Genomic DNA, 22,987 nt, shown 5'->3' on the forward strand with positions numbered 1-22,987 from the left:
TGGCACCCAAAGAATTTGGGGCGCAAGCAGCCTAATGAAGGTGTTTTATATGTGTCTCATATCGCTATGTCAGTCTATTCCCTTACTGGCTTTTTATGTTCAACAATAATTTTTTGGTAGGCCCTTACTTCTGATGCCCGCCAATCAGCCGGGTCCGGGCGATGGCGGTGCCGGCTTCTGTTCCGGAAACTGCGCGGTAAATGGCCGAATAGCCATATTTGTTGCGGATTTGATCCATCGCTGCCCCGAGGCGGCGCTTTTCCCACTTGCGCGCTTCAAAAAGACTTAATTGCATCGAAGATTCCTCTTCCAGATTGCCGATGGAAATTGAAATCTGGCGCACGGGCTTCTTCTGAAAATGTTCATCGAAAATTATTTGGCAGACTTTGTAGATTTGAAGGGTATCATTGGTGGCTTCCTCCAAAGACCGCGAACGGGAAAACCCGCCGCCGAATGCGGATTTGCTGTAGCCGACGCTGAGGTGGATGGTGCGTCCCGCCCTTCTGGCCTGACGGGTTCGCATAGCGATGTCTTCGCACATTTCGAGGATGATGGTCATGATGTCTTCCACTTCTATGTAATCGCGGTACAGAATTTGCCCTTTCCCGTAGCTGACCTGTCCGCTCACGAGCGGCGAACCAAGATCTGACAGATCAATGCCGTTGGCGTGCTGATAAAGCTGGTGGCCGAGTATACCGAAACGCTCTTCCAGTGTTTTGACATCCGTACAGGCGAGGTCGCCCACCGAAAAAATGCCCATGCTGTTGAGGGTGTTTTCAGTCCGGGAACCGATTCCCCACATTTCGCTGAGCGGCGCAAGCGGCCACAATTTCTCCGGGACATCGTCATATGTCCATTTGGCAAAGCCGACTTTTTTGCCTTCCTGATCCAGCGCCAGCTTAGCGAGCAGCATATTGGGGCCGACACCAACCGCGGAAGGCAAGCCGAATTGGCGCAGCAAAGCGTCCTGAATGTGGGCAATGAGCGCTTCGGTATCGCCCCATAGCGTGCCGACATCGGTAAAATCAATAAAACTTTCATCGACACTGTAGACATGGACGGCTTTTTTCGGCACGAATTCCGTAATGAGTTCGGTGATAGCCATAGAGACCCGCAGAAAGAATTCCATTTTTGGTTCGATCAGGCGGATCCGCGGATCGTCCGGAATCTCGAACAGCCGTGTGCCGGTTTTGACGCCAAAGTCTTTCTTCATCCGTGGCGACGCCGCCAGCACAACACTTCCTTTCCGTTCCTGATTGCCGACAACAGCGATATGGGCCGCAAGCGGATCGAGCCCTTCCTGGATAGCGGCACAACTGGCATAAAAGCTGCGCATATCAAGGCAGGCAATGGTCCGTTCGGGCAATTCCTTCATCTTCATATCGCAACCTCCTCTGAATAAGAACATTCGTTCTTATTCTATACCTCAAAAACTCCTTGGACAATCCTCTTTTCCGCAATAAAATAATTTCCATCAAAAAATAACTCAAATAATGGATATCCATTATTTCTGTTTTATTTCCCTAAAAATGCAAAAAAGAGCTGGATTTTCTGTTGCCACAGCTCTTGTCGCCTATATAGATCCTTTTCTTACTGCTCGATCAATATGCCATCTTCCTGGGGAAAGAGTTTCGATGCTTTAGCACGGTACGCCGGGAAAAAGTCTTCATCGCCGCCGACTTCCCCCTCCTCGCACAGCAGCCGGTAAATTTCCGGATTCCAGATTTTTTTGCCTATATGGAATTGGAAATTCGTATTTTGGCCGAATTTCTTTTTGAACAGATACAGGGTGTCCTCCGGATTATTGGTGACGCCTCCTCCGGCATGAATCAGATCGATGCCATTTTCTTTGCCCCACATGGCAACCGCATAGGTCATCACATAGACCGGTGAAAGGTGGTTGCAGTTTTCAACTGTTCCCGACAGATGGGTGTGCATGAAGCTTCCACAAACAAAATGCACTTCCGCTCCAATGACCTCTCCCTCGTACAGGGCTTCCACCAGAACAATCCTGTCGCCAAAATATTTGAGGCAATTACTGAAATATTTATCATCGAAATAATAATAAGATTCCGCATTGAGGCGTTTCATCGTCGCGTAATAGACTTCCTTGAAACTGTCCAGCGATTCAGGATTAACAGTGACGCGGTATTCGACGCCTGCCTTCAGCGCTTTCCGGATGGCTTTTCTGGCAGATTTGGAAAATTCGGATGCGATCGGGTCTTCGTAATCTTTTAAAGTCGTACCCGTCGTTTCACGCAGATACGCCGTTTCGTAGAATTCACGGAAGTCTTCGACATTTTTCAGGATCGGATGAAAACGAATGAATTCGGAAACGATGTTCTGTTTTTCGCAATAACTTTCAAACGCCTGATGGAATTGTCGGACCAGCTCCCTCCTTCCCCCTTTTTTACAATTTTTGATGACTGGACCTCCGTAGCCATATGGTGTGATCGCGTCATAATATTTCTGCCCCGCCAAAGTGAACGGGATTTCCCGTTTGATGAACAAATGATGCACAATGCCAAGAGGATGGCTGAATTTGAATACTTCACAAACTCCTTTTTCCATTTTTTCATAGAGCTTGCCGTAATCCTGTGTAAAGAATAGTTCCGACATAATCAAGACCTCTTTTCGCAGTGTATTTTCCAAACTGTTTTGAATATCATCCAATAATCAGGTTAAAACTGAGTTAAATGGGGACAATGGATTTTATTTTATTCATCAGGAGCCGTTTAACCCAGATTTAACCCGCTTTTATTAGCATTGAAAGTGATTAGTAAACAACGTGAAGGGAGAGAGAATTTTGAGTGTGAGCATAAAAACAGGATTACCCGACGTTTTCTTTTTGCCCCAATGGGCGAGCGCATACGAAAGCCAGGACGGCGGAGTGGCGCAGGTGTTTGAATTCGAACACAGCCTCGGACGCGTTCATTACACTTTCATCAAACGCACCGTACCAGGCACCACAGGGTACTTTGATACAATCACGCCTTTCGGGCTGAATGGGCCGCTCATTGCCGAATGTGAGGCCGGCCGTGAACAGGAACTGGCAGCTGCATTTGATGAAGCTTTCCAGCAATATTGCCACGACAGCCGGATTATCGCGGAATATATCCGTTTCAATCCATGGATCGGCAATATCGAGCATTTCGGTGAATTCTACGGGATCGACAAACGCGGCATTGCCATGTATGTCGATTTGTCGACCGAGGACTATTTTATGGATGAATTCAAATCCGGAACGCGCCAGCAAGTGCGCCGCGCCTTAAAGAATAGCGTCACCATCGAATATGATTTCACCGGTGAAACGCTGGATGATTTTTGCCGTATCTATGAACTGATGGCTCAAAGGAACAGCATCCCGGAATATTATGTGTTCAGCAGAAAATTTCTTGAAGACAGTTTCCGCACGCTTGCAGGCAAGCAATTTATCATTAACGCAGTACATGAAGGCAAACGGATATCAACAGCCTTGATGGTTCATCATGGCGATTACCTCCACTACCACCTTGCGGCCAATGATCCGGCTTATTTCAAATTCGCCGCCAACAGCCTGGTGCTGTCCGAAGCCTGCCGCTGGGGCGTCGACAACGGCAAGAAGCAATTGCACCTTGGCGGAGCCAGTACAGAACCGCTGCATCGGTTCAAGAGCGGATTCACAAAAACAGAGCCGCTCGATATCCTGACCGGCAAAAAAATTCGGAATGCCGCTGTCTATGAAAGAATTTCACGCGCGAAAGTCGCGGCCAAACCGGACACAAATACCGGCCATTTCCCGATTTATCGGGGATAGCCGCTTCCACAAATGAAAAACAGCATTCGAGTCTATCTGCAATAGACTCGAATGCTGTTTTCTGTTTGGCCGCCTTATCTTCACTTAATTTCTTCTTTGACCCTCAAGTTTTCCCGGTAGGCTGGAAAGAAAGAACTTCCGGCTTCTGCATCGGTTTCACAGCACAGCTGATCGTAGATTTCCCTGTTCCAGATTTTCCTGCCGACATGAAACTCGAGTTCCTGGGCGCGGCCGTATTTCTTCTTATAAAGATATAATTTATCATCCGGATCATTCGTCCGCCCGCCGCCGTGATGGATCAATTTGATATTATTTTCCATGCCCCATCTGAGCAGCGCATACTGCAGAATATTCGGCGCATATAAGTCGTGGTATTCTTCAAGGCTGCCTGTCAGGTGAACATGCAGCACACCATCGCTTGCAAAATTCAGGCTCATGGCGATGACCGTCTGTTTCCAGCTCACTTCGACGATCACCAGCTGCGGACGCAGCAGGCTGACACATTGAGTAAAATACTCCTCATCGAAATAATAATAATCATCCGCTTGATTGCGTTCCATGGTCTGCAGGTAAAGCTCGCGAAATTCATCAAGACTGTCCGGATTTACATAGACCCGGTACTCGACACCCTGCTTCAGAGCTTTCCGTATATATCGCCTGACCGAAGGCGAATATTCGCTCATCAATGGATCTTTAGTAGCTTGAAGACGGGTTTGGATCGTGTTGCGCATGAAGGCAGTGTCATAGAAATCACCAAAGTCTGCAGCGTTTTTCAGCACCGGATGGAAACGGATAAATTCACTGACGATATTTTCCCTCATACAATATTGTTCAAAGTCCATTATAAACGCCTGGGCGAGTTCCTCCTTGTCCACACCGTCAGCAGGACGCATGACTGGCCCGCCATAGCCGTATGGCGTCGTCAGATCGTAGTACATCTCGCCGTCCGGAAGCCGGATTGGAATTTCCCGTTTGATGAACAGATGGCGAACGGACCCCAGCGCATTTCGAAATTCATAGACTTCACATTTTCCATTCTCGATTTTTTCATACAGCATTCCATAATCTTTATTGAAATAAATATCCTTCATTTTTTCACCTCGCCTATTCGGATTGATCGCTGCTTGAACTATGCTTAGATTCCGATTTTAAACACCTATGGTTAAACTAAGGTAAAAAAATTGGCTAAAGGAAAATAAAAACGATAAGATTATGGTAGGAAATGAAGGCAGGAGGTTTTTGACATGGAATTACATAAATGGAGCGGCCATATTGACCAGGCGATGGGCTTTGTTGCCAGTTTGCCGAATGCACGGCTGATTTACCTGATGAACGGGCAGGATGCAGTCCTGTTATACGAAACGGAAGGTGCAGCACTGTTGCCGGATGTGGATACCTATGAGATTCTCGATGCAAGCGGAGACATTAATGCAGGATTCTTTGCGGTTTTCAATAATATACCGGTGACAGAAGAAGGCAAGGAACGGTTTGAAGAAAGATTCCGGAACCGCGCCCGCAAAATCGAAGACGAACCTGGATTCAAAGCGATTCGCGTGCTGCGTCCGTTGAATTCGGATACTTATGTGATCCTCACGCTATGGGAAGATGAAAATTCCTTCAAAGACTGGCAGCAGTCGAATGCTTATGGCAGCGCGCACGCCAAACGCGGAACAGCAGAAGGCATCGATAAAGTTCCAAATATTTTCCCGCGCCCCTCCTATGTGACAACTTACGTAAGATAAAAAAGCGCTGATCTAAAGTAAATCTAAAAGCCCGTACAGGATTTTCTGTACGGGCTTTCGGGTTATTCCGCCGCTAAACTTTGCATCTGGCTTTCGCTCGATAGGCGGGGAAGAAATCTTCTTCCATTGCCACATCTGCGGCTTCGTATAATTTCTTATAGATTTCCGGGTTCCAAATTTTTTTGCCAGCTTGAAAACCGAAAGAGTGATGTTTGCCGAATTGCTTTTTAAACTGATATAAGCTGTCATCAAGGCTGTTGGTCAGGCCGCCGCCTCCGTGGAGCAGATGATATCCATTCTCTTTCCCCCACAGGGTAGTGGCATATTGCATAATATAGACAGGATAAAGATGATGATATTCTTCATACGTTCCTGAAAGGTGGGTATGAAGGATTTTATTGTATTTAAAAGTCAGCGTCATACCGATGATTTCCCCGTGATACCAAGCTTCCGTGACTAAAAGATGGCCTCCGAGCGTACTTGCCAGTTCGTCGAAATAATCGTCACCGAAAAAATAATAATCATCCGCGTTTTTGCGTTCCATCGTGGCGTAATAGATACTTTTAAAAGCCTCAAGATTATCCGGGTTTTCAATCACTCTGTATTTTACGCCTTCCCTCAGTGCCCGGCGTATATTTTTACGTGGTGTTTTCGAAAGTTCCTCCGCAATTGGATCTTCGTGTGCCAGAAGATTGGTGCCAACCGTGGGCCGCATATATTGGACATCATACATATGCTTGAAATCTCTGGCATTATCCAGCAAAGGGTGAAAACGGATGAATTCACTTACGATCCTCTGATGTGTGCAATGCCGGGCAAACGCCTTATGAAATTCGCGCACTAATTCCTTCCGGGTTTCAGTTTGGTATTCTGTAATGACCGGTCCGCCATAACCATAAGGTGTGACTATATCGTAATAAACCCTGTCATCAATTTTTTCGGAAATCTCACGTTTAATATACATATGCTGAACTTTTCCGAACAGATGATCAAAGTCGAAAATCTCAAAATGACCTTTTTCCACTTTTTCATATAGCTTTCCGTATTTCGGATCAAAGTATATATCGATCAATTTAAACTGCCCCCTTCTGAGAGATCGTGTTGGTGATTAGCTGTAACAACACAATATTCTCAGCAGGTTAAGTAAAGGTTAAATCCCAGCAACATTATTTCCTGTGTATTTATAGCCGATCAATCCTTCAACTTTCTCTTACGGAGCAGATAATCGATCAGCCAGCATATTGCAATCCCAGCCGCTGCGCCGGCACTGTCGATCAGTACATCCCGCACTTCCCCGCTTCTTCCTTCGATGAAAAGCTGATGGAATTCATCCGAGGCCGCATACAAAACGGCAATCGTGAAAGCCGCCACAAGTGTGCGTCCCCCTAATCGTCCCCATCTTCCAAGCGCATTCACCAATAAGACGCCTAACACCAGATAAGCGATGAAATGCGCATTTTTCCGCACCAATGTATGGAATTGTTCGACGCGCGCGTCACTGCCCGGGAATACATCAGTGATGATGCCAAGAAGAAATTCGGTGATGCCTGAGCTGAGGCCGCTTGAAACAGACGCCGGCTGATGGGACAGGATAAAAATCAGGCTCATCCAGCCGATTGCCATACCCCATGCTATTTTTTTATTTTTCATCTATGTACATCCTTTTCTTATTCAATTAAACAGCTGTTTCCCATTATATCATCACGGAAAACAAAAGGCTCTGTTCGAATGGGACAGCTGCTTGACCAATAAAAATCCATGAAAAAAGAAGCGGCATAGTCACCGCTTCCTGCCATTTCGATTTTAATTCTTACCAATTGCCATTGGATCCGGCACAAATTTCGTCATCAGCATATCTTCGCCTTCCTGATTGGTGATTAGAAGTGTATTGTATATCTTTTCAATCGTTTCATACAGTTCTTCTGCAGTGTTCGTGACGATATTGAAACGCCCGAACATTTGCGTATAGGAACCGGTGACTATGATTTCGTCCCCTTGATCCACATTGATGACGCAGGAAATGACTTGCGGCATCGCTTTGACTTCATCCAGACCGCGGATTTCCCCAATGATCCCAGCTTCGAGCAGAATCGGCAGATTACAGGACGGCAAAGGCATATGGCCGTTGTCGAATTCCCGTAAATCGTATTTGTCGATTGGATTGCTGACGGCGAAATCGAGCATCATCTCAAGAATATCGATGTCCGTCTGCTTTTTGATGATGTGATAATGCTGTTCCCCGCTGAGCCGGAAGCCCATTTCATAAATATAGAAATTGCCGTCCTCATAAAGGGATTGGATGAAAACAGTGCCATTTTCTATGCCGATGCCATTGATCATATCGCGGATTTTCCAATCCAGCGTTTCGATGAACGTATCCTGATGTTTGGAAGGAAACACCATTGCGGTCGGCAATGGCGGATGTTCTTTTGAATGTTTATAGACATAACGGTCACAAACCGCGGTGAGGACGATATTGCTGTTTTGTATAGTGTAGAACATTTGGACACCGTAGGAATTATCGATGAACCGTTCGGCTATCGCTTTTTTCGAATTAGAAAAATCCATTGCTTTAGCGAACCCCTGTTTTACTTCTTCAATATCATAACAAACAGTTATCCCTTTGCTGGCATAGCTGTCAACCGGCTTGATGATGACCGGAAATTCCCAGGATGCAACGGCTGTTTCTTCGAGTTCTCCCGCCAATTCCCTTTCTTCGATAACGGGAACATCAAAACGTCGGCAAATTTCCTTGAATTTATCTTTATTTGATGTAATGCCTAATTGCTCTTCTGTCGCATAAAACGGCAAGCCCATTTTTTTGCACAGGGCAACAGCATTCCATGTATTTATATCTTCAAAGGCAGTGAATACACCGTCCACTTTTTCTTCCCGGACGATCTTTGCCAAGCCTTCAATATCGGCAGTGCTCGTGTTATAAGATTTGTCGGCATAGCTTTTAGCCGGCGAACCGATGACATTGTCGACAACAATCGGCGACATGCCTATCCGTTTAGCAGTTTCCACCACATTGATCATATGTTTTGTTCCACCGAGTACAAGAATCTTCTTCTGGTCAACCTTCGTCATTTCCCAGACCTCCTTGATTTCACTAGCCTACATTCGATAAAACTTCACTTAATCCCTTTAATTTTCCAGAAATAAGTTATATAGTCCTAAAACGATAAATGACAAAAATAAAAAAAATGTGGCTGCACATCTTAATAACTATTAAATTAACAAGAAAATTACTAAATGTCAATTAAATTTCTGAATTTTAAGATATTTAAGCATTCTTTACAGTTTTAGTGTCTTTTTGTTAAATAAGATAAAAAAAACGGCCCCCATTCGGGAGCCGGTTCGATTAAGCTTTGGATGCAATTTTTGATTGTCTGTCGAGTGCGTTCTGACGGTATTTCTTCTTCTCTTTTTTGGACATATTCTTGAATTCTTCAAGGAATTCTTCGTAATGCGCCAATACTTCAGAAGCAGGACCGTATTCTTTTACAATGCCAAACTCCAGCCAAAGTATTTTTTCACAGAACTTTTTCATCTGGGAAATGGAGTGGCTGACAAAGAACATCGTTTTTCCTTGTTCTTTAAACTCCATCATTTTGTTCAGGCTTTTTTCAGCAAAAGCTTTATCCCCTACCGACAAAGCTTCGTCGATAATCAGGATATCAGGATTGACGCGCACTGAAATCGAAAACCCAAGACGCGACTTCATCCCGCTTGAATAAGTTTTGACGGGCTGATCGATAAATTTCTCCAGTTCCGCGAACTCGATGATTTCTTCTTCCATTGCATTGATTTCTGTTTTTGAAAAACCAAGCATAAGAAGCTTCAATTCAATATTTTCGCGTCCGGTGAGTTTATTGTCCAGACCGGCGTTGACCGCAATCAGCGAGACATTGCCGTTGCTCACGACTTTCCCCGCCGTTGGTGGAATTACGCCAGCAATGATGTTGGCCAAGGTGGATTTACCTGAGCCGTTGATGCCGACCAGGCCGACAATCGACCCCTCCTCCACTTCGAAGGAAACATCCTGCAGCGCATAGAAGGCTTCGCCGTATTCCTTATGGGGAATCAGCAAATCGAGCAGCCGTTCAGAGCTTTTCTTATATAATTTATATCGTTTGGAAACATTTTGAACTTCGACCGAATTAGGCATATGACTCACTTCCCATTTTATAGGAAATCAATAAATTGACTTCTGAATTTCACGTGCAGATAAGCGCCAACAATAAATGTGATTAAGATGACTCCACAGAAATAGAGTGTGTAAATCGGACTTTCAAGGAAATACCATCCTTCTCCAAGTAATGAGTATCGGTATCCTTCGATAACATAATAAAAAGGATTTAGCATCATATAAGGCTGCACAGATTCCGGTAATATCGTCGGCGGCCATAGAATAGGTGACAGATAGAGCAGCATGCGCATTACTGACTGCAACAGCATCTGAACGTCACGGATGATCGTCGTCAAAGTCGAGGTGATCAACACGAGACTAAACAGGAACGCTAGGAGCCCTATCATGTACAGCGGCAATTGCAGATAGTAAATTGAAATCGGATAACCGATAAACTGCAGGAAAAGCATACCCAATCCCAGCAGAATCAAGTGGGGGTAGAATTGCGCAAAAATAACATAACTCGGAATGACACTCATCGGGAAATTCATCTTTGCAAGCATCTTTATTTTGCTGAATATCGACTTCGAGCCTTTCATCACGGATTGTGTGATAAAGAACCAAGCGAGTATTCCGGCAAACATCCATTGCAGATAGGGTATATCGCCGACAGGTTCGCGCTGTCGAATACCGAAACCGAAGACGAACCAATAAATGGCGATTTGGATGGCTGGATTGATAATTTCCCATGCCATGCCCAGGTAATTTCCGCTAGCCATGCTGCGCAGTTCATATATGGAAAGTCTTCTGACTAAATAGAAGTATTGAATTTGTTCCTGCAATACTTTAAAAACTGATTTCATAAAAATTCCTCACCTACTTATATTTTATCATACTACTCGAGGAAGGCTTCTACCACTCGCTGAGCAGCATGACCGTCTTCCAATGAGGAAAATTTGTTTCGGAACGCATCGAATTTTGGGTGGCTCCGTATGTCAGTGTCCTGTAATTCATTGATGGCCGCGAATAAATCAGCTTCAGTCTGGACAATCGGACCAGGTGCATCGTTCTCGATATCGATATAAAAGCCGCGTAATTGATCGCGGTAATTTTCAAGATCATACATGAAGAACACGATCGGACGATTCAGGATTGCGTAATCGAAGAACACTGACGAATAGTCAGTGATCAAAAGATCTGACACCAAATACAGATCCCGGATATCAGGATAAGTCGAAACGTCATATACAATGCCCTCGTGAGCCGTAAAATCGAAATTCTCGGCTACCAGGTAATGCATTCTTGACAGCAAGACCCATTCATCGCCGAATTCCCGCTTCCACCGCTCCAGATCGAATTGGAATTCGAATCTGTATTTCCCTTTTTGGTAAAATTCATTGTCCCGCCAGGTTGGTGCATAAAGCATGACTTTCTTTTCTTCCGGAATACCCAAATCTTTTTTAATGCTGCTGAGCAGCGTATCCGAATAATTGGACAGCACATCATTCCGGGGATAGCCGGATTCAATGACTTTGCCTCCATATTCAAATGCGCGGGTGAAAATCTCCGTTGAATAAGCATTCGGCGAAACAAGATAATCCCATTTGCCGGCTTCCAATACGAAGTTCCGTTTATAATTCTCCGTATCCGTTCCAGGCATATGGATTTCTTCAATGTCTGTGCCAAGTTTTTTTAATGGCGTTCCGTGCCATGTCTGGATATAAACCGTCTTATCCGGCTTCGGCATCCAATTCGGCAGACGCACATTATTAACCCAATACTTCGCGCGCGGAAATTCCAGGAACCATCGCAGCGAGAAGCGCCGGATATATGGCACGCCGAAACTTTCGAATAATGGTATTGCCTGCTTATCCACACTCCAGACAAGCTGGAAATCCGGATAATGTTCCTTCATATATTCGTAAATTGCCCGTGGGCTATCACTGTATTGTTTGGCATGGAAACTTTCGAATATGACCAAATTGCCCTTTTTCGGCAGGCCACCGAGAAGGACGAAAATGATCCGAAATAGTTTCAAAACCAGTGCATTGTTCTTTAAACGTCTAATCACTGCCAGTCCTCGATTCTGGATAAAAATTTCAAATTAAAGTACGTCTTATTGGATATTCCTTCATTTCATCGGTATTAAACAGATTTCCGCTGTATTCCTGCAAACATGGGATTCCGCTCCATAGACGAAGCCTTCATAATATTGAAGAAATACGGTGAAATTGAAACTAAACCAGCCTATTTTCGTCTAAGGGTGTAAATAATGTTTCAGCAGTATATATATAGGAAACTAAATCAGTATAGCCAAAGAAAATTTCTAAAAGATTTTTTGCTAACAATAAAACATCTTATCATTTTCTTAAGCATAAGGGAATAGAATCATATGTCCATAAAGATTCCATATATTTAACATAATGAAACAACAATCTTTTTTCTATTATAAGTGTTATTAAAAGCCGCCAGACGATTCGCGTTTAAAACAGTTCATCTTCCAAGCCGTGTGATACAATAGCGAATAGGCTGAATTCACGGACGGAATTTGTGAACGGATGATGGCAAATAAGGCCATCAACAGATAAGAGTAAGATCGTATTTGCCGCGGGAATATTTTCTTTGCAGACGAATGATGATACTATACTTTAAGCGGCAAAACATATACGAGATGTGGAGTGTAGAAAACATGAAAAAAGTCATAACATACGGTACATTTGATTTGATTCATCACGGGCATATTAATATCCTGAAGCGCGCAAAAGAGTTCGGCGACTACTTGATCGTCGGCTTATCTTCTGACGAATTCAATGATATTAAAGGTAAAGCCGCGTACCACTCCTATGAAGAACGGAAATTGATCCTTGAATCCATAAAATACGTAGATGAAGTGATACCAGAAACAAATTGGGGTCAGAAAGTGGATGACATCCAGCAGAACGATGTACAGGTTTTTGTAATGGGCTCTGATTGGGAAGGCAAATTCGATGAACTGAAAGACTATTGCGAAGTCGTGTACTTGCCGAGAACTGAAGGCATCTCGACTTCCAAAATCAAAACGGATCTCTTGAACAAACAATGAAAAGCGAACTGATCATTTCCATATACCTGTTTTTCTTTAAAATCGCTTTTTCCCTTTTCAACCTGCTGCCTTTGAAAAATAAAACGGTATTCCTATCCTCATTCGGCGATAACGCTTTTTTCATCGCCAATGAATTGGCATCCTCCGGAAACCACCGTCTGGTTTTTGTTAATCAGACCCGGTGCAAAATGGATTTTTCAACAATTCCCACTGCCAATAAAAAAATCTATACATTCGAATCACTTAATATAGTAGATACCATTTTTTCCATCTACCATCTGGCGACATCCAAATATGTCTTTGTAGATAATTATGCCGGTGTCCTGTCGGTCATCGAGTTCCGCAAAGAAGTCAAATGCATTCAATTATGGCATGCGGCCGGCGCCATTAAACAATTCGGCTGGCGCGACCCTGAAACGGATGCCAGAAGCATGCGCGCGAAAGTGCGTTTCCAGGAAGTGTACGACCGATTCCAGTACATCCCTGTCGGCTCACGCCAAATGGCGGAAATTTTCTCAGAAGCATTCCAGGTCGATATGAGCCATTTTCTTTATACAGGTGTTCCGCAAACAGATTTTTATTATGATGAAGAGCTGAAAGCTGACGGACTGAAAAATGTAATGGATGCGTATCCTTCGATCAAAGGCAAGAAAGTCGTATTGTATGCGCCGACTTTCCGCAAAGACGAATTGCAGCGCATGGCTGTTGCTTTTGATATCCAGTTGTTTCTAGAGACTTTGGACGAGGATTACGTGCTTTTGGTTCGACTGCACCCTTCTGTACATGCTGCGGCTAAAGTTCCAGATCACCCGCGGGTTATCCTGGCTAGCGATTATCCGCATATCAATGAATTGTTGCTGGCAAGTGATGTCCTGGTTTCTGACTACTCTTCAATTCCTGTTGAATTCTCAATGCTTGGTAAAAAGATGATTTTCTTCACTTACGACATCGAGGAATACAACCGCACGCAAGGAATTTGGCAGGTCAATGACTTGTTCTTCCCAGGTCCGATGGTTACCGGTACGGCTGAAGTCATCGAGCACATTCTAGATCCGCATATTGATCAGAAGAAAATCGAACAGTTTTGCAGCCACTGGAACACGTTTTCAAACGGACGCTCTTCCAAACAATTGATTACCGCAATTTATGAACCAGAAGATCTATAAACAATGGAGCCGACCGGGCAAATAGCCGGTCGGTTTTTTCGTGTTTCCACATCATCACAGGAAAAACAGCGAATCTGCATCTATTTTATACACATTCATACTATTACATGATATACACTCGTGTAAAAAGTTCAAACTTATTCCAAATATATCAATAAGACTGTTTACATTATACTAAGACTAAAGTTATAATCCGCCTAAGAAGTTTTTAATTTTCTGCTATAGGGGGATAAAATTTGAGAAAATATTATGTTTCCGGCTGCTTAGTCCTGGTTTTATTGGGTTTGATCCTTTTGCCGATACATATGAATTCTGAGAATGACATAGAAGAGACTGCAGTATCCAAACAAATACCTGCCACCACCGCTCCTGTCGCGGTTACTATAGAACCCGTTCCTGAAGTGCAAGCTGAAATGGCTGCAGAGATATCAGCAACCCCGTCGATTCCTGTACTGATGTACCATATTTTATTGGAAGAACGGAACGATGTAATCAGTGTCGACCCACTTCGATTCAGAGAACAGATGTCAGCGATCAAAGAAGCCGGGTTTACGACCATAACGGATTACCAGCTGGCTGATCATTTGATGAATAAAACAAAGCTGCCTGATAAGCCTATTCTCATAACCTTTGATGACGGCTATAAAAGTGTTTATACAGAAGCATTTCCTGTTTTGGAAGAGCTCGACATGAAAGCGACAGTAAATGTCATAGCCAGCAGAATTTTTGAAACGCCGAGTGCCCTGCATCCGGAAGAATATGAAAAATTCACTTGGCCAGAAGCCCGCTCGATGGAAGGGACGATGATTGTTCAGGCCCACACGTGGGATTCACACCATCAGAAAACGAATGAACACAACGAATTGAAAGGTGTACTCTCCGGGCCCATGCCGAATGAGTCCGGTTTCGAATCACAAGAAGAATTTGAAAAAAGAGTTTTCGAAGATCTTCTGCTAAGCAAGAAGACCATTGAAGAAAAAATGGGGTATGATGTCGTAACTCTAGCCTATCCATATGGCCATTACTCGGAGGATACGATCCGCCTGGCGCAAGTGGCCGGTTATAAAATAGCCTTCACCGTCAAGTCCGGCCTGGTGAACCGGGACACCGACGCGCATTTCGAACTGGACCGCATCACGGCGAACGGCGCTTTCTCAGGAGAAGAGCTTATAGCGAAGATTGAAACCTCACAATAATATAAGCGTATGAAAAAACCCCCGATATCTCGTGAGATATCGGGGGTTAAATTATGCGTGTGAACTCGATTAACTTATTCCTGCAAAGCTGTCTCCATTTTGAATAACTCTGTTTTGCTGAGCACTGCACCATGCGAATTTAGGACAGCCAATTGGATATCCGCCCCTGCACTGATGAGATCCTGGCTGACGGAAAAGGCGGCTACTCCTTCTTCCGCCTTGCGCCAGGCGATTTCTTCAATCGGCTCTCCGTCGACAAGAAGTTTTGCATACTTCGGTGCGCCTTCTACAAAGATTTCGTAGAGATTGCCTTTTTCGGCTACTTTTTGGACGGTCATATCAGGATAGAGCCCAAGATGATATTCAGGAGCCGCTTCAACTTTAAGATCAGGAAGCAGATCAGCGGTGTGGCGTTTACCGTGAAGCCAATCATACTGGATAATTTTCAGGTCTTCCATCTCTTTTGTATTGCCGCCCATTTTGGATTGCCACTGCGCATATGGTACGACCGCTTCATCTTTATCGCGCATGCGGTCAAGAATCGCGGTAATCGCATTCCCTTCCACTCCCGCCATTTCCATTGTGATCGGACCGAATTGATTCGGTGACAGATCAAGTTCACGCGACTCGTTGCCATCAGACTGCCAAATGAAATACGGAACTTTATGTGTAGCGAGGTAATCATCATAATCGTTCAGCATGTCGTCCACCACACCTGCGCCATTCTCACCGTATAATTCATTGCCGTTCGGGAATGCCGGGAAATGGTCGCCGAAGAATACGACAATCGATGGTTCGTCACGCTGTTCAAGATTTTCGATAAGACGCCCGAGCTCTTTGTCGACATTGTTGACGACAGCCGTATAATAATTCAGATACGGCTGGGTTTCCGGCGGCAAGGTGCCATCTTTCAGAAAATCGGACTTCTCTTTTTGCCAATACGGCACGTGGCCTTCAGCCGCCACTGCATGGATAAAGTCAGGACCTTCCGTATAATCCAGCGTTTCAAGCGTTGAATCGGTGATGTGCTTATCTTCCGGGAATGATTGCGACGGATCGTTCGGACGGTCAAGGTCCATAAAGTCACCGGAAATGAATTGATCGAACCCTAATTGTTTATACACGGATTCACGTTGATAGAACCAGCCGAAATACGTGTGGATCGCTGTGGTTTCGTAGCCCGCTTTACGGAAAGTGTGAGCGGCTGACGGCAGCGGCTTCTTGACAAATAGCTGATAAGGAACAAAATCCGCTCGCATGAATTGCATGCTGAAACCGGTCAAAGCTTCAAATTCCACGTTGGCAGTCCCTCCGCCAAACTCCGGCGAATACATTGAACCGTGAAGCGACTCATTATAATACTTACGGAAATTCGGAATTGGATCTTGCTTGAAATGCTGCTCACCGAAGAAATATGGATCGGCGAACGACTCACTCATGATGAAAATGACATTCGGCTTTTCAGAATTTTCTTCAGCCGGAGCCGGCTCATATTCCGCGCCGATCTCTTCCAGCTTATCAACCGAATAGCCTTCCGGCGGCTCGACTTCAGCTTCTTTCGCAAGCATGACGAAGTTACCGAGTACCCCGTTTTGCATCAGCGCAATTTCAAGTTTCCACCAGGACGTCTGGAAGTTAGCCTGCTTCATCGGTGAAAAAGGTTTATCCGTCCATAGAGCGAACAGGAATAGCGCTGACAATAAAAAGACGCCTGCCTTCAGCAGCCAGTTTTCTTTTACCCGAGGGATTACCAGGAAAATTGCCGCGAGCAGCAATAACAAACCGACTCCCGCCAACACCAATAAAGGAATATTAAAATCAACCGGCAACTCGAAACCGCCGAGTTCATCCAAAAGATAGAAGTCACCGAGTGCAACCGGCGAACTGCGGAGTTCCATTTTGATTTTGTTTGCAACCGCGAAAACGATGAGCAGGATACTGAGTATGACACCCGACAGCATAAACCAGCGCCGCGGCAGGATATAAAAGAGATTGAACAATGCCAATACCAGGAACACGTTAACGAATACGCGCTTGTCAAAATCCGCGAACCATTGCCCGATCGGCAGCGTCAGGACCTGGCGCACAATCAGTTCTGATGCTATTAATGTCACAATCGGTAAAGCGACCATGAAAAGAATAGTCAAAATCCGAGTGGCTGTTTTGTTAAGTTTAGGTATTTTCATGATAACTCTACACTCTTTTCTTTATTTTTAATGCTAGATATGTATTAAAAAACAGGACATTTTCCCGCTAGTATACCATTTTTGGAGTTGGCAGTCACCCAGTGTCCGTGGAATCGGGCGTTCAGTGCGGTAATCGGGCGTTCAGCGTGATAATCGGGCGCTCAGGAAATTATTCAGGCGTTCAGCATCGAAGCAACTATTTTTCAGCCAATTCAAAAGCGGCATCCGCCTTTCGGAGGAGGTGCCGCTTTTAAATGCAACTTTTCAATTTTTAATTAGTTCCCTCTCACATTCAAATATTCTTCCAATGTTTTTCCACTGGCTTTGATCTTCGGAGCTTCTCCTGAACCGACATAGCGGAAATGCCACGGTTCGAACATATAACCGGTGATGCTTTCCTTGCCTTTTGGATAGCGCAGGATGAAACCATATTTATGCGCGTTCGCTGCCAGCCATTTGCCTTCAGCTGTATCGGCGAATGAGGATTTCAGCCAATGATACTGATTCGTTCCGCCGAAATTGAACGCCAGTCCTGACTGGTGCTCACTGTGTCCAGGGCGCGCGCTGTACCGGTCGGCCGCTGCCTGTCCGTCACGCTTCACGTAATTCTCATAAAGCGTCTTCTGGTAAGAATATGAACGGAATGCGCTGATGACACTTAAAGAGACGCCATCATTTTTGGCGGCAGACACCATTGCGTTGACACCCTGCTGCGCAACCGGGATGATTTCCGGATTATAGGTCGACGGCAATGCGTAGACTTTATTGACGACCAGAATGCCGCCTGCGTATTTGCCTGGTGTATTCGTTGACGGCGCCGGATATTTCGGTGGTTCCGGCGGTGGCGGAATAACGACCGGCCCTGCCTGGAATTTCGCCGGATTCAATAGACGCGCCATAAACACGGCGAAATGCTGGCGTTCAAGGCTGCTTTCCGGTTTAAAGTAACCGCCAGGAAAACCGTCCGTGATTTTAGCGGTAGCCAAACGGCTGATATACGCATTCGCCCAGTGGCCCGTGCTGACGTCGACGAATTTCACTTTATTATTGGAATCGAGCGCATAAGCCTCGGTCAGGATTTTTGCCATTTCGGCACGCGTCAATTTACCTTTAGGATCAAAAATCTTCGCGCCCTCTTTTGTAGTTTTTCCATTAATAAATCCGATTTCCACCGCTTTTGCCACTTCCGCATAACCTTCCGTATTGGAGTTCATATCTGCGAAACCCGGATTTGCGGCTGTCGGGTTCTCAATTTTCATTTCGCGTAAAATCATTCGCACCGCGTCAAGCCGAGTAATATTGGCTGTCGGACGGAACGTGCCATCGGGATAACCGCGAATGATTTCCAATCCGGTCAGATAATCGATTTCGGCTTTATAATCTTTTATGTCCGGAAATGTTACGGCAGCTTCAGCTTTATTGGGTGTGAGTTCTGTCTGGCCGATTGCTGGAAGCAGCGGAGTCACTAAGACAATTGCTGCCAGTGACAAAGCGACTTTTTTGAAGATTGTCTGCTTTTTCATGATCGTTTTCCTCTTTTCGGCTGTCATTGGATTGCTTTAAGTGAAGTATATAGCAGCAGCCATCGCATTTCCATAATTCACTAATCACTTTTATTATTTATTTGAACTTTAAGTGTGGCTGCCATCCTGGAAATTTCCGTTGAAACCTTCCTTACTGTCAACCGTATTACTATGCAAGAGGTGATGAATCATGAGAGGCAGAAAAATACTTCCTGTTTTGCTGGTGTTCTTCCTGATACTGCTGATACCGACACAGGCACTGGCTGTCGACTTTGAAATTACAGAAGTCCGGATTGATGCACAATTAAATGAAGATGGCACGGCAGATATTACTGAAAAATTCACTTATCAATTTGAAGATGATTTTGAAGGCATTACCCGCGGTTTGATTGAGCAGACAGGCACCACCATTGAGAATTTCTCAGCTACGGAAAATGACAATCCGCTGAAAGTCGAGAAGGAAGATGGCGTCTACAAAATTTACCGGGCAGGTGAAGATGATGAAACCATCCAGGTGGAATTGACTTACCGAATCGACGGTGCAATGGAGAAGTTTGAAGATGGCGCCCAGTTCTACTGGTCATTTATTGACGAGAGCAACGAGAGCGAATACGGCGATATGATGATTACTGTCCTCCCGCCTGCTGAAGCCAACAGCACTGAGGCGCTTGGCTACGACGAAGCCTATAACACCGAAATGATTACAAATGATGGCGCGGCTGTTTTCGAACTTGGGCAGGTGCCCGATGAAGAAAATGTCACTGTCCGCGCGATTTTTGAACCGGAGCTGTTCCCAGCATTGAGCCAGCAGGATGGAACAATCCGGGATGACTTGGCTGCTGACCGCGAGCAACTCGAAAACGAAGCGGCGCTGTTCGCCCAGAATCAGCAAACCGCTAAAAATATCGGGATTCCAGCTATCGCGATAGCCGGCGCTCTGTTGCTCGCCGGGATTTTATTCGCATGGCTGCGCGCCGTTCAGCGGAAACGGAAAATCAATAATTACCCGTATGAATTTTTCGTTCCGAAAGAGTCCATGAGTATTCCGGCGCTGCTCCATTTCACGAATTCCATCTACCTGTCGCCAAACGTCATTTCGGCGGCAATCATGGAACTGATGCGAAAAGGCAATGTCCGGCAGCTGTCGGAAGACCATTTCGAGCTGATCGACCGGAATACCGATCATCCGCATGAAGAGACTTTGATCGGTTTGCTGTTCGACCAGATTGGTGACGGACGCGAGTTCACACTTGAACAAGTCGAGGAATATACGAAAAATGAGGATAACCACGCTGATTATAACGAAGCGATCGATAAATGGAATAAAGGCATCAGCGCTGAAGTGAAAGAAAAGGATTTTCGCGAGAAACATCCGGCGCTGCGCTGGACGGCTGGAGCTATGAGCGTATTGTTTATCGGACTCGCCATCTACATGGGCATCTATGAAATCTTCCCGTGGATGGCCGCTTCCATCGTGCTTGCAATGCTTGCGTTCGGCTTCGCGATCAGCTATTCACCGATCACTTTCGAAGGACATGAAGTGCGACGCAATTGGAGAAAATTAAAAGCCGCGATGCAAGAAATGCCTGCTGAACAATGGAACCGCTTGACGAAAGATGAAAAGCAACGGGCTTATGCCTACCTGCTTGGCAGCGACCAGAAAACAGCTGAACGCAAAGCGACTGTCTTCACATCTGCCGAATCGCAGATGGACGGTTCAAGCTTCGTCATGAACCCAATCTTCATGACGGCCATCTTCGTCTCCGCGGGGACTACCACCAGTGCCAGCGCGAGCGGCGGCGTTGCCGGATCCGGAACAGGAGTCGGCGGCGGTGGCGGCGGATCGGGTGCGTTTTAGGAATTGGGATATGGTGATACGTTGAATGAAGACTCCGCTGAGGCGGGGTCTTTTTTTGTGGGTGGGGTTTAGTTGAGAGTAAGTTAGTCGGAAGTGAGGGAGTGGGAATGAGAGATAGCGCAAATTTTTATTTGTTTACTTATATTTTTAGTGCTCCGCACATAAATCTTGCTGTGCGCACATAAATCCTGCTCACCGCACATAAATCCCGCTCACCGCACACAAATCCTCCCCACCGCACATAAATCTCCCCCACCGCACATAAAAGTCATCATCTCCCCCTTAAATGGATTTTCTCCACCTATCTCCCTCTAAAAACAACAAAAATAAACCGGCCCCAGCAGATTTCCATCTGCCGCCACCGGTTTATTCACCATTCTACCCCTGATGCTTCTCCAAAAACTCCAGCATCCGGCTATAAACTTCAATTTCGTTCTCTTTACGCGAGAATCCATGCCCCTCGTCATCCAATACCAGATATTCCACGTCGCGGCCAGCTTCCTGCAGCTTAGCAACAATCTGATCGGATTCTTCTTTGACGACACGCGGATCCTTCGCCCCTTGGATGACCAGCATCGGCTTGATCATGCCGTCGAGATACGTCGTTGGCGTGTCTTTGATGAAGCGCTCCTTGTCACGTTCCGGGTTGCCGATCCAGCGTTCCATCATTGGCTTCCAATGTTCCGGCACCGAATTATAGAACGTGAACAGGTCGGATACGCCGAAGATGTCGACGACGGCTTTGAAATATTCCGGATGGCGGCCGTGCAGTAACAGTGCCATATAACCGCCGTAGCTTCCGCCGACCAGGAATAATTTGTCGCGGTCGCTTATGCCTTCTTCAAACAGCCACTCGATTCCCGCGAGGCAGTCGAGCCGCGGTCCCTCGCCCCAGTCCTGCTCCACCAATTTGACGAATGATGCGCCGTAGCCCGTGCTGCCGCGGAAGTTCGGCGCGAATATCGAGTAGCCCCGGTTCAGGAAGCATTGGAACATCGACCGGAAAATTTTGCGCTCCGCCGCCTGTGGTCCGCCGTGCGGCCAGAATATCGTATGTCCATTATCATTTTCAGGCTTGGCTCTGAACAATAAAGCCTCGATTTCCATCCCGTCAAATGATTTATAAGTCACCACATCCGGCTCCACCATGTCTTCCGACTCCAGGCCAAGCACATTATTCTTCGTTAATTGTGTCCATTCCGTTCCGTCTTCCAAGCGGAAAATATTATGCGGTACAGTCGCGCTGCGGCCCAATAGATACACGGCACCTGACTTCGTCACCACCACTTTATCGATGCTGGCCGCGGGTGCTTCCAACTTCACCGGATCCTCCATTTTCAGATCCGCACGGTAAAGGTAATCGGTGACGCCTTTTTCCGTTGTGATATAAAAAGTCTCACTTTCTTTATGCCACTTCAAACTTTCCACGCTTTCATTTTCAATCGACATTACGCGTGAGAACTGTTTCGAATCAATTTCGAATTTCGCTAAATAATTATACTCGCTGTCAAAATTCGTCACGAAATAAATCGTGTTATCATCCGTGAATACCGGTTCCGACGCAATGTGCACCTGCGACGCATCCGGCGTCAGGTTATGCGTTTCATCGCCAAACTTCACAAATGACGTAACGTAAGTGTTGGCGAATGCACGCGAATAAACGAATGCTTCTTCATTGTCCGACACGGCCGCAAGCTCCGTAGCGCCCCCTTCTCCTTCAAGCAAAAGCGTATCGGAACCATCCTCAATATTCCGGACGCGGGTATTCAAGTATGTTGGATTTCCTTCCGAAGTCATGTAATATAGGCGTTTGCCATCATCACTCAAATGCGAAAAGAAATACTTCTGGTCCGGCTCGCCCGTGATCAGCGGCTGCGGCAGCCCGCCTTCATAAGGCAACGCATAAATCTGGTGGTTCTCGTCGCCGTCTTTATCGTAGCCGGCCAGCACAAAACGATTTTCCGGATCGATTTTAATGAAACTTACAGACTCATCCCGCTGCGCGAATAAATACGGGAATCCATTCGGCAAATCCATCGCCCATAAATTCACATTGCCATTTAGATTGGAACTGAAAATCAAACGTTTCTCATCACGGCTTACCGCAAAATCGGAAATTGTATATGTACGGAAAAATTGCTCCACTGTCGGTTTTGGAAAGTTAATCATGTCGCTGCCCCCTGTATGCTTTTAATTTTTATAAGATGCCTGAATCTTATGAACTTATATTAATCATACCTTAATTAGCGACATGGCAACAGCCAACCAAATAAAATACCACACAATTCTGATAATAGTTGGTGACC

At 45.6% G+C, this 22,987-nt stretch carries 18 protein-coding genes; 6 read left to right on the top strand and 12 right to left on the bottom strand.

Features of this window, described 5'->3' with window-relative positions; all coding sequences use genetic code 11:
- Positions 1–124 precede the first annotated feature (124 nt).
- Positions 125–1,381: a Y-family DNA polymerase gene (locus tag AC2Q9J_RS08965; protein WP_499039143.1), complete on the bottom strand. Its 1,257-nt coding sequence runs from the start codon at positions 1,379–1,381 to the stop codon at positions 125–127.
- A 209-nt stretch (positions 1,382–1,590) separates the two neighbouring features.
- On the bottom strand, positions 1,591–2,619 hold the full coding sequence (locus AC2Q9J_RS08970; protein ID WP_499039145.1) for a GNAT family N-acetyltransferase: 1,029 nt from the start codon (positions 2,617–2,619) through the stop codon (positions 1,591–1,593).
- A 193-nt stretch (positions 2,620–2,812) separates the two neighbouring features.
- Here AC2Q9J_RS08970 and AC2Q9J_RS08975 point away from each other — a divergent pair, with 193 nt between their 5' ends.
- Positions 2,813–3,796, top strand: coding sequence for a GNAT family N-acetyltransferase (locus AC2Q9J_RS08975; RefSeq protein WP_499039730.1), 984 nt, complete (start codon positions 2,813–2,815; stop codon positions 3,794–3,796).
- Between the two features lie 80 nt (positions 3,797–3,876).
- On the opposite strand, the gene AC2Q9J_RS08980 is transcribed toward AC2Q9J_RS08975, so the two are convergent.
- Positions 3,877–4,887, bottom strand: a complete 1,011-nt coding sequence (locus tag AC2Q9J_RS08980) for a GNAT family N-acetyltransferase (protein ID WP_499039147.1) — start codon at positions 4,885–4,887, stop codon at positions 3,877–3,879.
- A 153-nt stretch (positions 4,888–5,040) separates the two neighbouring features.
- Between AC2Q9J_RS08980 and AC2Q9J_RS08985 the strand changes: the two genes are divergently transcribed.
- Complete coding sequence (locus AC2Q9J_RS08985) at positions 5,041–5,538, top strand: antibiotic biosynthesis monooxygenase family protein (protein WP_499039149.1); 498 nt, start codon at positions 5,041–5,043, stop codon at positions 5,536–5,538.
- 73 nt (positions 5,539–5,611) lie between these two features.
- Here the strand turns inward: AC2Q9J_RS08985 and AC2Q9J_RS08990 are convergent, their stop codons facing one another.
- The 6 genes from AC2Q9J_RS08990 to AC2Q9J_RS09015 all read right to left on the bottom strand — a co-directional run bounded on the left by AC2Q9J_RS08990 (position 5,612) and on the right by AC2Q9J_RS09015 (position 11,741).
- Positions 5,612–6,610, bottom strand: a complete 999-nt coding sequence (locus AC2Q9J_RS08990; protein WP_499039151.1) for a peptidoglycan bridge formation glycyltransferase FemA/FemB family protein — start codon at positions 6,608–6,610, stop codon at positions 5,612–5,614.
- A 119-nt stretch (positions 6,611–6,729) separates the two neighbouring features.
- Entirely contained in the window at positions 6,730–7,188 is a 459-nt protein-coding gene (locus tag AC2Q9J_RS08995) for a VanZ family protein (protein ID WP_499039153.1), read from the bottom strand.
- A gap of 153 nt (positions 7,189–7,341) precedes the next feature.
- Entirely contained in the window at positions 7,342–8,628 is a 1,287-nt protein-coding gene (locus tag AC2Q9J_RS09000) for an ATP-binding protein (RefSeq protein ID WP_499039155.1), read from the bottom strand.
- 274 nt (positions 8,629–8,902) lie between these two features.
- The gene (gene tagH / locus AC2Q9J_RS09005; protein WP_499039157.1) at positions 8,903–9,709 is read right to left on the bottom strand and encodes a teichoic acids export ABC transporter ATP-binding subunit TagH; all 807 of its coding nucleotides are present in this window, start codon (positions 9,707–9,709) and stop codon (positions 8,903–8,905) included.
- 17 nt (positions 9,710–9,726) lie between these two features.
- Complete coding sequence (locus tag AC2Q9J_RS09010; protein WP_499039159.1) at positions 9,727–10,533, bottom strand: ABC transporter permease; 807 nt, start codon at positions 10,531–10,533, stop codon at positions 9,727–9,729.
- Between the two features lie 32 nt (positions 10,534–10,565).
- Positions 10,566–11,741, bottom strand: coding sequence for a CDP-glycerol glycerophosphotransferase family protein (locus tag AC2Q9J_RS09015; protein WP_499039161.1), 1,176 nt, complete (start codon positions 11,739–11,741; stop codon positions 10,566–10,568).
- A 618-nt stretch (positions 11,742–12,359) separates the two neighbouring features.
- On the opposite strand from AC2Q9J_RS09015, the gene tagD reads away from it, so the two are divergent.
- From tagD to AC2Q9J_RS09030, 3 genes are all read left to right on the top strand, one after another.
- Positions 12,360–12,752: a glycerol-3-phosphate cytidylyltransferase gene (gene tagD / locus AC2Q9J_RS09020; protein ID WP_499039163.1), complete on the top strand. Its 393-nt coding sequence runs from the start codon at positions 12,360–12,362 to the stop codon at positions 12,750–12,752.
- Positions 12,749–13,918, top strand: coding sequence for a CDP-glycerol glycerophosphotransferase family protein (locus AC2Q9J_RS09025; protein ID WP_499039165.1), 1,170 nt, complete (start codon positions 12,749–12,751; stop codon positions 13,916–13,918). Before tagD ends, AC2Q9J_RS09025 begins: the two co-directional genes overlap by 4 nt.
- Before the next feature lie 236 nt (positions 13,919–14,154).
- The gene (locus AC2Q9J_RS09030) at positions 14,155–15,114 is read left to right on the top strand and encodes a polysaccharide deacetylase family protein (RefSeq protein ID WP_499039167.1); all 960 of its coding nucleotides are present in this window, start codon (positions 14,155–14,157) and stop codon (positions 15,112–15,114) included.
- A gap of 74 nt (positions 15,115–15,188) precedes the next feature.
- Here AC2Q9J_RS09030 and AC2Q9J_RS09035 read toward each other — a convergent pair whose 3' ends face one another.
- Together AC2Q9J_RS09035 and AC2Q9J_RS09040 are read right to left on the bottom strand one after the other, a co-directional pair.
- Positions 15,189–17,300 carry an LTA synthase family protein gene (locus tag AC2Q9J_RS09035; RefSeq protein ID WP_499039169.1) on the bottom strand — a complete coding sequence of 704 codons (2,112 nt, stop codon included), beginning with the start codon at positions 17,298–17,300 and terminating at the stop codon, positions 15,189–15,191.
- Between the two features lie 275 nt (positions 17,301–17,575).
- Complete coding sequence (locus AC2Q9J_RS09040) at positions 17,576–18,823, bottom strand: D-alanyl-D-alanine carboxypeptidase family protein (RefSeq protein ID WP_499039171.1); 1,248 nt, start codon at positions 18,821–18,823, stop codon at positions 17,576–17,578.
- Positions 18,824–19,013: 190 nt separating this feature from the next.
- Between AC2Q9J_RS09040 and AC2Q9J_RS09045 the strand changes: the two genes are divergently transcribed.
- Positions 19,014–20,681: a DUF2207 domain-containing protein gene (locus AC2Q9J_RS09045; RefSeq protein WP_499039173.1), complete on the top strand. Its 1,668-nt coding sequence runs from the start codon at positions 19,014–19,016 to the stop codon at positions 20,679–20,681.
- Positions 20,682–21,059: 378 nt separating this feature from the next.
- Here the strand turns inward: AC2Q9J_RS09045 and AC2Q9J_RS09050 are convergent, their stop codons facing one another.
- Positions 21,060–22,850: a S9 family peptidase gene (locus AC2Q9J_RS09050; RefSeq protein ID WP_499039174.1), complete on the bottom strand. Its 1,791-nt coding sequence runs from the start codon at positions 22,848–22,850 to the stop codon at positions 21,060–21,062.
- Between the last annotated feature and the right edge of the window lie 137 nt (positions 22,851–22,987).

The organism is Planococcus sp. RAB007_Raresut, assembly GCF_057369535.1.